The 12,226-nt window shown below is 68.2% G+C and carries 10 protein-coding genes; 2 read left to right on the plus strand and 8 right to left on the minus strand.

Annotation, left to right across the window (positions count from 1 at the left end):
• Positions 1 to 63: 63 nt before the first annotated feature.
• From HMPREF1138_RS03945 to HMPREF1138_RS03980, 8 genes are all read right to left on the minus strand, one after another.
• On the minus strand, positions 64 to 1,263 hold the full coding sequence (locus HMPREF1138_RS03945; RefSeq protein WP_009056824.1) for a glycosyltransferase family 4 protein: 1,200 nt from the start codon (positions 1,261 to 1,263) through the stop codon (positions 64 to 66).
• Positions 1,256 to 2,608, minus strand: coding sequence for a lipopolysaccharide biosynthesis protein (locus HMPREF1138_RS03950; protein WP_009056828.1), 1,353 nt, complete (start codon positions 2,606 to 2,608; stop codon positions 1,256 to 1,258). Before HMPREF1138_RS03950 ends, HMPREF1138_RS03945 begins: the two co-directional genes overlap by 8 nt.
• Positions 2,605 to 3,504, minus strand: coding sequence for a LicD family protein (locus HMPREF1138_RS03955; RefSeq protein WP_009056816.1), 900 nt, complete (start codon positions 3,502 to 3,504; stop codon positions 2,605 to 2,607). The genes HMPREF1138_RS03950 and HMPREF1138_RS03955 overlap by 4 nt, the downstream gene beginning before the upstream one ends.
• A 31-nt stretch (positions 3,505 to 3,535) precedes the next feature.
• Positions 3,536 to 4,393, minus strand: a complete 858-nt coding sequence (locus HMPREF1138_RS03960) for a LicD family protein (protein WP_009056818.1) — start codon at positions 4,391 to 4,393, stop codon at positions 3,536 to 3,538.
• A gap of 56 nt (positions 4,394 to 4,449) precedes the next feature.
• Positions 4,450 to 5,424 carry a DMT family transporter gene (locus tag HMPREF1138_RS03965; protein WP_009056814.1) on the minus strand — a complete coding sequence of 325 codons (975 nt, stop codon included), beginning with the start codon at positions 5,422 to 5,424 and terminating at the stop codon, positions 4,450 to 4,452.
• The gene (locus HMPREF1138_RS03970; protein WP_009056812.1) at positions 5,421 to 7,250 is read right to left on the minus strand and encodes a phosphotransferase; all 1,830 of its coding nucleotides are present in this window, start codon (positions 7,248 to 7,250) and stop codon (positions 5,421 to 5,423) included. Before HMPREF1138_RS03970 ends, HMPREF1138_RS03965 begins: the two co-directional genes overlap by 4 nt.
• 92 nt (positions 7,251 to 7,342) lie before the next feature.
• Positions 7,343 to 8,839 carry a DUF2142 domain-containing protein gene (locus tag HMPREF1138_RS03975; RefSeq protein ID WP_050981231.1) on the minus strand — a complete coding sequence of 499 codons (1,497 nt, stop codon included), beginning with the start codon at positions 8,837 to 8,839 and terminating at the stop codon, positions 7,343 to 7,345.
• Positions 8,840 to 8,992: 153 nt separating this feature from the next.
• Positions 8,993 to 10,156 carry a glycosyltransferase family 4 protein gene (locus HMPREF1138_RS03980; RefSeq protein WP_039936794.1) on the minus strand — a complete coding sequence of 388 codons (1,164 nt, stop codon included), beginning with the start codon at positions 10,154 to 10,156 and terminating at the stop codon, positions 8,993 to 8,995.
• A 99-nt stretch (positions 10,157 to 10,255) separates the two neighbouring features.
• On the opposite strand from HMPREF1138_RS03980, the gene HMPREF1138_RS03985 reads away from it, so the two are divergent.
• Complete coding sequence (locus tag HMPREF1138_RS03985) at positions 10,256 to 11,365, plus strand: glycosyltransferase family 4 protein (protein ID WP_238318604.1); 1,110 nt, start codon at positions 10,256 to 10,258, stop codon at positions 11,363 to 11,365.
• A partial coding sequence (locus HMPREF1138_RS03990; protein WP_009056820.1) for a glycosyltransferase family 2 protein occupies positions 11,362 to 12,226 on the plus strand: 865 nt, incomplete at its 3' end. The genes HMPREF1138_RS03985 and HMPREF1138_RS03990, both read left to right, overlap by 4 nt.

A 12,226-nucleotide genomic window follows, 5' to 3' on the forward strand; every position in this document is an offset into this window, starting at 1 on the left:
CCGCGCGGAAGGTGGGCGGCGGGAGGCCGCGCGGAAGCTGGGCGGCGGGTTGCTGAGGGGAGGCTAGCGGGCCACGGCCTCGTCGATGATGGAGGAGACATCGCGGGCCACCGACGCCCACGTGAAGTGCTTTCGCACGCGCGCGCCCACGGCCGCCGCGCAAGACGCGCGACGCACCGGATCGGTGACCGCCTCGCGCAGGGCAGGGACGAGCGCGTCCGTGAGCTGGGCGGACGTGGCCCCGTCAACCACCCAGCCGAGGGCGGGAGACGTGATGACCTCCTCCGTGCCGCCGCGAGGCGTCGCAATGATCGCGCAGTCGCCCAGGGCCGCCTCGAGGATCGAGGTGGGCAGCCCCTCCGGGTACATCGACGGGTAGACGAACACGTCGGAGCGGCGGTACAGGCTCATGACGGCCGGGAAATCCAGCTTCCCCAGGAAAGACACGGCGGGGTCGGAGCCGTAGCGCTCGTGCAGCTCGTCCTCGATCGGGCCCGAGCCGGCCACCGCCAGGCGCAGGGGGACACCCGGGAGCTCGGCGCGCAGGCGCGCGAAAGCGTCGAGCAGGGCGACGATGCCCTTCTCGGCGATGAGGCGACCCGCGTAGGAGATGACGATCTCGGAGTCCTTACGCCCGCGCGGCCACTGACGCTCGTAGCGGTCGTCGGCCACCGCGGTATCCTCGGGGGTCACCGCGTTGTACCACACGCCCGAAGCCTCGATCCCGAAGTGACGCAGCCACTTGTTGCAGTTGCGTGACACCCCGTAGTAGGACGTCACGTGCTTCTTGACGAAGTGCGTGAGACCATGCTCGTAGATGCCGCCGAAGAAATCCAGGACCGGGTTTCCGACGCTCATGTGCGCGGTGCCGTGCTCGATGAGGGCAACCGGGCGGCCCAGGCGATGCGCCAGGCGCGCGCCGAGCAGGCTGGTCAGGTGGAAGCGGGTGTTGACGATGTAGAAGTCCGCATTTTCGGCCTCGACGGCGGCCATCGTCTCCTTGAAGCGGGCATCGCGCTTGAAGAAGGGGTAGCGCTGCTTGAAGAGGTTCTTGGTGGGCAGGCGATAGATGCGCAGCCCGTCCTTGTCCTCGAAACGAGGCAGGGACTCGTCGTGCAGGGACGTGACGATGAAGACGTCGTAGCCGAGAAGCCTCAGCTGCTCGCTCAGGCGGTCCTGGTAGCGTTCGATGCCGCCCAGGTAGGGCAGGAAGAACTCCATGAAGATGGCAACTTTGATGGGGGAATGAGAGCGGTCAGCCATTGACGGACTCCGTTTCGGTGGGCGCGTTGCGCACGGGGATGAGCATGAACGCGACGAAGAGCGCCGCGAGGAGGGCCATGGTTGAAGCATAGGCCAGGGATGCGCCCATCATAGCGAAGGAGCGCACCAGCGGCGCCGCCGCCATGTAGGCGGTCCCTCCCGCGATCAGGAACGCGACGAGGACCGCGCGCAGGCGGCGCATGGTCGCCAGCGCGTAGTAGAGGATGACGCCGGCCGCGTTGAGGGCGCCACCGAGGACGAGCACCATCAGCTCAGGCACATAGTCGGACACGTCCGTGCCGAACACGAGGGTCAGGAGCGGAGCGCCGATGAAGTAGGTGACGAGCGCGACGAGCACGAATGCGCCCGCGGTCGTGACGAGGCCTCGGCGCACGATGGCGAAAAACTCCCCGCGTTTTCCCTCGGCCCAGCGCAGCGCCATGCGGGTGAGGAGTGGACGGAAGACGAACAGGGACAGCATGTTGATGGCGACCGCCGGCATGTAGATGATCGCGAAGACACCCAGCTCCTCGTCCCCGAGGCTCGCGTGGATCGCGAAGCGCGGAGCGTTGGCCAGGTACTGGTTGAGGAACGCGGCGATGAACAGGGGCAGGCATTCCCACAGGATCCCGCCGATGCCTCGTAGATTGAACGAGGGCAGCAGTGAGAACAGGCCGCGCGCGGGGAGCCCGTACGCGACGACGAGCACGACGCAGGTGGCCGCGAAGGTGACGAGCGTGGCGAGGAGCAGATCCTGCGTGACCCAGTACAGGCCCGACCACAGGAACGTCGTCGTGAAGATGCGCGCGAAACAGGCCTTTCCGGCGATGTCGAGGCGCCCGGAGCGCTGAAACTCCGAGTAGTACACGTCCTCGAAGGCGTCGAAAATACGCAGCAGCGCCATCGCCGCGATGACCGTGAACGCGGGGTAGGGGTCCTTCGTCGAGGAGTTCCACGAGTGGATCAGGATCAGGCACACCATGACCAGGCAGGTCAACAGCCTCGTGGACAGGTAGGTGCCGAAGTCGAAGCGGCGTCGCACGTCGGTCACGTGGAAGGTGCGCACCTCGTACAGGCCCACCGTCTGATACTGCTGGCCGATCGCCAGGGCCAGGGTGAACAAGCCGTACTGGGCGCGCGCGAAAGAATCCGTGGCGCCCGAACGCATGATCGCCACGCCCATGATGACCACGGCGAGGCTCGACATGAGGGAAGCCGCCGTGTTCCACAGGTAGTCGCGCCCAAGCTGCCCGCGCGACTCGAGGGCCTCCTCGGTGGTCTCGACGGCCCCTCCCGTGTCCGAGGTCTCGGGCAGGGACGAGGCCGTGGTGTCCTTCTCGCTCACGCGTCGGCTCCGTCCTGCGAGGCGGGGCCCGGGTCATGGGGACCGAACACGATGTGGAATGGCTCGTGGGTCACCCGATCTTCAGGATCCGGAATGCGCATGTAGTCGCCGTAGCCGCGCGTCAGCACGACGTCGTAGGCGGCCGGGATGCGCACGGTGATGTCGTCGAAAGGCACGGAGCGGGCGGGGAAGAGCTCGCCCTCCGAGGCGCTCCAGCGGCGCGGGTCGCGCGTGGAGAAGTCGCCGTACAGCGTCGTCCCGTCGGGCGCCACCTGCGGGTTGTCGCGCCCCTTGAGCGCGGCGCGCAGCCAGCGGCGGTACAGGGTGGCCTCGTTCACGCGCAGCGCCCGCATCCCCCAGTGCGCGCAGGCCATCGCGGCGGATGCGAGCTGGCGGGCCGGCGTGGGCAGTCCGGTCGGCGGGTTGGGGATCGAGCGCAGGAACATGAGGCGCGCCCACAGCCACGTGCCGCGCGACTGGGCGCGGAAGCGCGCAGGATCGTCCGCGATCTGGTCCAGGACGAACAGGTCCACGCCGATCGGCATGCGGAAGTCGCGGTCCTTCGCGACCTTCGAGACGAACTCGGAGCCCTTCAGGCCGAGCACGCCGAAGCTGATCGGATAGTTCGGGTGCGTGGCGGGGGAGGCGATGAAGAACTCCTCTCCGAGGAGGGCGGGGGCCTCGGCGATGAAACGCTCGTAGTCCGCGCGCGGCATGCATACGTCCCCGTCGTCGTCCCACGGGATGAAGCCATGGTGGCGCACCGCGCCGATCGCCGTGCCGCCGTAGGCGACGTAGCGCACGCCCAGGAGGGTGCACACGCGGTCGATTTCAGCCAGGCACCGCTTGGTGACGCGCTGAATGGCTGCCAGGGTTGCGGGATCTGCCTCGCTCATGTCTCTCCGATCGCTCGATGGGGCCCGGGGCCTACAGGGAGTCGGCGTAGGGGCCGAAGTCGATGACCGCGGCCTCGTGGTTGTAGCGCTGCTCCGGGGGCGGCAGCTGCATGTAGTCGCCGTAGCCGCGGCGCAGCAGCGCGTCGTACTGGTTCTGAATCATGACGGTGATGTCCTCGAAGGGGACGTCGCGCGTGGGGAAAAACTCCTCCTCGCGCACGATCCAGTTCTGGGGGTCGCGCATCGTGAAGTCCGCGTAGACGCCCGTGCCCGTGCCCTCGTAGCGGCGAACCGCCTTCTCCCAGCGCTCCTGTAGGCTGCGAGGCGTCGCACGCGCGGCCTTGAGGCCCAGGTGCGCCACGGTCGTCGCGGAGAAGATCAGCGCCTTTTTCCACGCGGGGGTGTTGATCAGGTGGGGACGAGGCGTCCCCTGCAGGAACAGGAGGCGGCCCCACCACCACGACTGGCGGGACATCTGGCGGAAGGCCTTGTCGTCGGCCGGGATCTCGTCCAGGGGCAGGATGTCCAGGAAGAAGGGCATACGGTACTTCGAGTCCTTGTCGGCCTCCGGGATCAGGAGCGTGCCCGGCATGACCATCTTCGTGAACATGAAGGGGAAGTCCTCGCGCGTGCGCGTGTTGTCCAGGCGGAAACGCTCATCCAGCAGCGCGGGCGCCTCGGCCAGGAAGCGCTCGTAGTCGGCGCGCGTCATCATCACGTCGATGTCGTCATCCCAGGGGATGAAGCCGCCGTGGCGGATCGCGCCAATCGCGGTGCCGCCGTAGATCGCATAGGACACTCCGATGCGGCGGCACACCCGGTCGAGCTCGGCCAGGATCAGCGTCAGGAGCTTTTGGACCTTGCGCAGGTCGGCGTCGGGCGTCGTCATAAGTCCTCCGAATACGACTAAGCGGGTGGGCGCGCCTGCGCCCACCCGCCATTGTCTCACGCCTGGGAGCTCGTGACCTTCTCCGTTCGCTTGGGAAGCAGGTCACCCCAGTTGGAGGTGGCCGCCAGGACCGTGCCCACCAGGATCACGACGCAGCAGATGACCTGCGTGAGCGTCGGGATCGTTCCCTGCAACACCAGGGCAAAGATGATCGCCCACGCCGAGTAGGAAATGTTTAGGGCCATGCCTCGCGAGGCGCCGATGGCCGACAGGGCCTTGTAGTAGAAGAGGTACGAGGCCGTGCCCGCCAGGCCGGCCAGGGCCACCACGCCCGCGGACAGGTGAGCCAGCGAGTGGAGCGTGAAGCCGAAAACGCCCGCGATGGGGGCCACCACGAAGAGGTAGACCAGCGCCGAGGTCGTCTCACGGATCTGGAGCGCCACCTCGTTATCCACGGCCTCGTCGCGCATTCCCCACGTGAGGATGACGGCCTCGGACCCCCAGCCGATCACGCACGCGAGCGCGCCGGCGACGCCCAGGATCGCGTTGCCGCCCGAGATCGATTCCGAGGTCGCCGACCAGCCGGTCGCGACGATCGCGCCGAGCGCGACCAAGAGGGCAACGATCTGGCGAGGGGCCATCCGCTCCTTCAAGAGAATGAAGGCCAGCAGGGTGCCCAGCGCCGGGTAGAACGTCGAAATGATCGCGGTCAGGCCGGGGCCGATGTTGTCGATCGCGATGAGGTAGCCGCTCATGCCGATCGGGCCACCCAGCAGGGCCGCCGCGATGACCGACTTGCCCGGGCGCGTGCGCAGCGCCGCCCAGGTGTCCTTCAGGCGGCCTCGGAGAGCCATATACACGACCAGGATGACGGCACACGCGACGTCGTGCAGGACCGCGCCGGCGAGCGCCGACTGGCCGAAGTCGGCAAACGGAATCATGGCTAGCGCGATCGCCAGCACGACCGTGTCCAGGCCCCACAGGGCACCCGAGAAGAAGCCGTAGCGCTTGCCTCCGTGCTGAGTTTTCATGCCAGTTCACCTTCCGTGGAGATATGAGTGCTCGAGGCTGCCTCGTAGGCCGCGAGCAGGGAATCGAGCGTGCGTGTTGCGTGCGAGTAGTAGATGTAGAGCCATTCGCCGACGTCGTCGCCTTCGGCCTCCTTGACCAGTGCCCACAGGTACCAGCACCAGCCGGCGAACACCTCGTAGGCGAAGAAGTGGCGCGCCTCGCGCTCGGAGGGGGCGTGGCCCAGGTAGTACTCGAGGGCGGCGGCCGCGCGCTCGCGGGTCATTTCCGCCGTGCACACGGTCATCGTGCCGAAGTCGGCGGCCACGTCCGACATGCCCGCGTACTCCCAGTCGATGAGGCTGATGTTGCCCTCCTTGTCCACCAGGAAGTTCGGCGGGAAGAAGTCGTTGTGCGAGGGGACTTTATCGAAGCCATCCGCGTCAGCGAAGGCCTTCAGGCGCAGGACCTTGTCGCGCAGCTCGAAGTATCCGGGCACGTCGATGGGGCCGAAGGCCTTGAGGAGGCCCTCGTAGCGCAAGCCCTCGGTGACGAAGTCGAAGGAGCGGTCCAGGATTCGACCGGAGGTGTGCAGCGCGCGGTCCATCTCCATGGCCGCCTTGAGCTCCTCGGGACGGGTCACGTCCAGGTTGCGAACGTCGCGCACGAAGCGCGAGATCTTCCAGCCGGCCGCGGGGTCGCCCGTGAGGAAGGTGTCGTCGATGCCGAGCTCGGCGGCCAGGCGCAGGCCGGCGAACTCCGCGCTGCGGTCCACGATCTTTTCCGTGCCGATGCCGGGGTGGCGGTAGACGTATTCGTCGTCGCCCACCGTGAAGTGGCACGACAGGTTCGTGATGCCCTGCTTGAGCGGGTAGAAGTCGCGGATGTCCGACTTCTGACAGCCCAGGGTTTCCACGATGTGATCGAAGACCTCGGAGTCGACGTTCTCCATGAAGAGGGGGTCGAAGGAGCGCAGCTCGTCGACCGAATCGAACTCGTGGATGACGCCGTCCGGGTAGCGGCGCATCACCATGTCGAAGGACTTGATGTGGTCCAGGTAGATGGACTCCCACAGCTTCGAGACCGTCTCGGGCTTGTCGTAGACGCGCTCGAGGATCTCGCGGAATGTCGCGGAGAAGTTACGATCGAAGTAGACGTGACCGAGCATGACCCACGCGTCGCGTCCACCCACGGTCGCGCCCGTGATGCGGTCGCCCGCGCCCACCTTGATGCACCATTCCTCGGTGGGGCCCTCGACGTAGTTCGCCGAGTAGTAGGACTTGTAGACGTAGGGCTCGAAGGGGTTGGTCGTGAAGTAGTCGTCCGAGGAGCACACGTAGGTGTTGTCCAGGCGTTCCCGCACGCGCCACAGGGAGCCGTTATTGTTGCGCGTGGCGTACTCGCGGTTGACGACGATGTCGACGCCGTACTTCTCGGCCAGGTAGAAGAAGTATTCCTTCTTGTAGCCGACGACCAGCGCGATGTTCGTGATGCCGACCTCGTGGAGCTGGCGGATCTGGCGCTCGACCAGGATTTCGCCGCGCACCTTGAGCGTGCCCTTGGGGCGCTCGTAGCTGATCGGGGCGAATCGGGAGGACAGGCCTGCGGCCATGATGACGGCTCCCGTGACGCGGTAGGGCTCGAGGGCGTCGCGGCCCGCCTCGGTGATGGCGCGGTCCTGGATGTAGCCCGAGGCCTCGCACTCGCGGGTGGCGGTGTTGACGCGGCCCAGGCTCATGCCGGTCGCCTCGGAGAGGGCGCGTTGGGTCAGGGCGGAGCCTTCGCGCGCGAGGGCGGTCAGGACGTTGAATTGGGGTTCGCTCAGGGTGCCAACGTTCGTCGACGACATGCGACCACCTTTCGTTCACTGGTTCAGCTAAGTGCTACATGTTCGAGCGTAGCATCTGAAGCTCAAAAAGTGAACATAAGGGGTGGTCGAATTTAGTGATCTTGTAGTCTCTCGCGGGCCACGCCGCCCCACAGGTACGCGGCCAGCGCGATGGCGACGAATCCGGCGAGCGCGCCGACCACCCACACGGCCATCGGGCCGACGGGAGCGTTCGGCCACCACCACTCGTTGCCGTCGCTCAGGTTGCGCGTCGACAGGTCGATCGGCATCCCATGAGCCGTGTGCCCGAAGGCATAGCGCTCGATCACCAGGTACAGCGCCCGCGCGTTCGTCAGCGCCCACACGGCGGCGACGAGGCCCGTGCCGACGCGCCCCGCGACGCCCTGCGGCACGCGGAAGGGACGGCTACCGAGCGAGCGGCCCCCCTCGTCGCGGGCGGGGGAGGGGGCCAGGAGCATCAGCAGGAACACGGCGAAGAGTGGGAGCATGTAGCGTGGCTGGTACACCTCGACGTTCGAGAAATGCCCGCGCATGCCGATGACGACCGGAACGCCCGTGATGGCGCCCGCGACGACGAGTGCCGACAGGACCCGACGCCACGACAGCGAACGCAGCGACCACGCGAGGAGAGCGACCACCACGAGGGAGGCGCCAGAAGACACAGTTCCCTGATAGGACACGTCATTCCACCCCGGACCGAACAGGTAGCCGACAAAGCCGCGCAGATAGTCGGGCAGTGCGGACACGTTCAGGTACATAATGTGCCACCACGACTCCCCCGAGACGTTACTGCCCGACGCCAGGTGCGAGGCCGCCACGTTCGTGCGCGACATGACCCAGATACCCACGGCGGAGGCGACGCACGCCAGGCAAGCCTCGGGCACGATGCGCCTGCTCAGCGGGACAGCGAACGCCAGGGCCACCGTTATCACGAAGAGGAAGAAGGCGCTGTCGCCGCGCGACGTACACGCCAGGACCGCCCCCGCCAGCGCGCAGGCGACCAGCCCGACGCGCCTGCGCCCCTCGGAGCGCGTGGACGCCAGCAGCGCGGCTGCGAACGCAAACGTGCCGGTCATCGCCCACGAGGAGGGGTTCATCCCGGCGATGAAATAGAAGCCCATCGGGAGCCACGCGACCGTCAGGGCGACGCTGATTGCGCGTCGCAGCCCCGAGTCGGCCAACGCGATGATCGCGCCAAGCAGGCCGATCGCTAGCAGCGCGTTAAACGCCCGCAGCGCCAGCACCGCGCGATTCGTCGAATGCTGCACGAAGAGATGGGCAAACTGGTAGTAGCCCCACGGGTAGTTGCCGTCGTCCCAGCGCAGGGTCGGCGCCAGCTCCTCGTCCGAGGCGTTGAGGGCGCACTGCGCGGAATTATCGTGGTCGAAGGCGTAGCAGGTGACGTACTCTTTGGCCAGCGACTGCGGCACCATGACAGCCTTCTCGCCGTCCTTGGTGGAGATCTGGCAGCCGGTCTCGTCCACGGGCGGTGGACACCACATGGACCCCACGTGAAAATCCTCATCCGGCGAGGAGCCGACGGGGGATGAGACCACCCACGCCAGCGACGCCGCAATGACCGCGACCACGAGGAGGACCGCGAGAAGGTAGCGAGAGCGAGCGGGCGTGCCACGGCCTCGTCCAGGGGCGCCGGGGGTGGAGGAGGCCGACTGTGCCTGCGCCGGTCCTCCCTCACCCACGCGCGGTTCCTGCGGTTTCTCGCTCACGCGCCCACCGTCGTCTTAGGCGCGGGCGGCGGCGCGGAACGCCTCGATGTGTACGGAGGCCGCGCGGGCCCACGTGAACTCGTCGGCTCGCGGAATCGCCGCCGCGCCCAGCGCCGCGCGGCGAGCAGGGTCATCCAGCAGCTCGGTGAGAGCGGAAGCAATCGAATCGGGGTCGATATCGCAGTAGGCGACGGCGTCGCCGCCCACCTCCGGCAAAGAAGTCAGGCGCGTCGTCAGCGTCGCGGCGCCGCAGCTCATCGCCTCCAGGACCGGCAGGCCGAAGCCCTCCGCGATCGAGGGGTAGGCCAAAATGACGCAGCCCGAGAGGAAGCCGGGCAGGTCCTCCAGCGGCAGGTAGCCGGGGCGCAGGACCGTCAGATGCTTCGGAACCGAGGCCAGGGCCGGGTCGATGTCCTCATCCCACCCCTTGCCGCCGGCCAGCACGAGGGCCGGCGGATTCGGACGATCAGAGACAGCCTTCACCCAGCCACGCACCAGGTTCGGTACGTTCTTGCGGGGCTCCAGCGTGCCCAGGAAGCCGATGTAGTCACGGCCCTCCAGGCCCAGAGACGCCTTGACGCGCTCGCGCTCGGCGTCCGAGACCGGGTGGAAGATCGAGCGATCCACGCCGTGGTAGGCCACGTAGAACTGCGAGGGATCCCCGCCCGCGTACTTGATCGTCTCGTCGCGCGTGGCCAGGGAGGGCACCACCAGCGCGTCCGCGCGGCGGATAGCGCGGCGGATAGCGGCCGTGAAGAAACGCTGCTTGAGGGGCGAGTGCGCCTGCGGGTGAGAGAAGAACGTCGCGTCGTGCAGCGTGATCACCACCGGGACGCCCGGGAACTGCGGGCACGTGTAGTGGGGGGAATGCAAGACGTCGGGACGCACCTTGCGGATCAGCTTGGGCAGTCCCGTCTGCTCCCACGCCATGCGCGCCGGACGCGACTCGAAACGCCGCGAAATCGGGATGATGCGAGCCGAGGGAAGGCGGGTCGCGAAGTGCTCGGCGTCGCGCTCCTGGACCGCCATCGTCAGGTCCACGCCCTGGTCCACCAGCTCCGGGACGAGGTCGTCCACGTAACGGCCGACGCCGCCCAGATCCGCGGGGATGGCGGTTCCGTCCAGCAGGACGCGGATCGGATGCGAGTGTGAAACGGTGTAGGCCACGATCAATCCCATCGGTTGGGCAGGAGCAACTGGTCCCCTTATCGTATGCCATTTTGTTCTCCCTCACGTTTTACCGGCATCCATCCGCGGCCCGTGAACTACCCTGGAGTCATGAGCGTCAACGTTGGAATGGTCGTCGAGCAAATGTGGCAGCCCGTGCCCGGCGGGTCCGGCCGGTACATCGTCGAGGTCGCCTCCCGCCTTGCGCACTGCGGGGTCCGTGCCGTCGGCATCAGCGCCCGCCACGGCTCCGGCGCCCCCACGCCCGGCGAGGTCGGCCTGACCATCCCCGTGCGTGCCAGCGCGCTGCCGCGCCGCGCCCTCTACGCCGCCTGGGACCGCCTGGGCGTCCCCGGCGTGGACCGCCTGCTCACCACGGCCTCGTCCGCCCCCGACATCATCCACGCCACCACCTGGGCCATCCCGCCGACCTCGAAGCCCCTGGCCATCACCGTCCACGACGTCGCCTTCCTGCGCGACCCCGACCACTTCACGGCCCACGGAACCGCCTACTTCCACCGCGCCCTCGAGATCACGCGCAAGCGCGCCGACGCGATCATCGTCCCCTCTCAGGCCACCGCCGACGACTGCGTCGAGGCGGGCCTGGATGCCTCCCTCATCACTGTTATCCCGCACGGCTTGAGCCATACGCCCGTCACCGACGACCAGATCGAGGACTTCCGCGCCCGTTGGGACCTGACCCGCCCCTACATCCTGTGGGTCGGAACCCGCGAGCCCCGCAAGAACCTGCCGACCCTCCTGGCCGCCTACCGGCAGATGGAGGACGCCGACCTTGATCTGGTCCTCGTCGGTCCCGCCGGATGGGGCTCTGACCCCACCGACGCGCCCCTGGCACCCGACCGCGTCCACGTCCTGGGCCGCCTCGACGACGCCGACCTGGCCTGCGCCTACGCGGGCGCCCGCGTCTTTACGTTCCCGTCCCTGTGGGAGGGCTTCGGCCTGCCCGTCCTTGAGGCCATGGCCCACGGGACCCCCGTCGTCACGAGCGCGGGCACCTGCATGGAAGAGGTTACCGGCGACGCCGGGCTGCTCGTCGAGCCGACCGACGCGGACGCGCTCGCCGCCGCCCTGCGAACCGCCGCGGGGGACGCCCACGACGACCTGGCTGCGGCCGGCATCGAGCGCGCGCGCCGCTTCACGTGGGAGGCCTCCGCCGCCGCGCACGCCGAGGTCTACCGCCACCTGGCGGGTGCGCGATGAGGACCAGGACCGCCCGCGTTATCCTCGTCAACTGGAAGAACGCGCCGCTGACCCTGCGCGCCGCGCACTCGATCGCGCCGCAGATGGAGGAGGGTGACCACCTCGTCATCGTCGACAACGGATCCGACGACGACTCGCTGAGCGTCCTACGAGATGGCCTCGAGGAGCTTCGAGGGGCCGCCGACCCCGCGCGTGTCTCCCTCGTGAACGCTGGGACCAACGACGGCTTCGGCGCCGGCGTCATGGCCGGAGCGGCCGGCCTGTCGGAGGGGGCCGTCGTCCTGCTCAACAACGACGCGACCGCACGCGACGGCTTCCTCGATGCCCTCCTAGCGCCCCTGGGTGAGACCGTGGGGGCCACGACCGCCCTCATCCTCCTGACCGGCACGTGGCGGCCCGCCACCGCCTCGGATACGCATGTCCTGATCGCCCGAGACGGCAGCCGGTGGGCGCGCGTGGGGGAGGAGGAGCCCGCGGGGCGCGTCCTCATCAACTCCACCGGTAACGAGGTCGACCCCGCCGGCAACGGATACGACCGCTCCTGGCTCGACCCCGCCGACTCCCCGCTGCCCGCCCCCGAGGTCTTCGGCCTGTGCGGAGGCGCCTGCGCGATCGCCGCCGAGGCGTGGAGGCGCGTCGGGGGAGTGCGCACCGACCTGTTCATGTACTACGAGGACACGGACCTGTCCTACAAGCTGCGCGAGGCCGGCTTCCAGGTGCGCTTCGTCGCGGGCGCCGTCGTCGACCACGAGCACGCGGCCTCCTCGGGCACGTCCTCGCCCATGTTCCTGCGCGTCAACGCCCGCAACCGCATCATCGTGGCCGCCCAGCACGCCCCGTGGGGCGTCGTCGCGCGTGCCG

The sequence above is a fragment of the Actinomyces sp. ICM58 genome (genome assembly GCF_000283035.1).
GTDB lineage: Bacteria > Actinomycetota > Actinomycetes > Actinomycetales > Actinomycetaceae > Pauljensenia.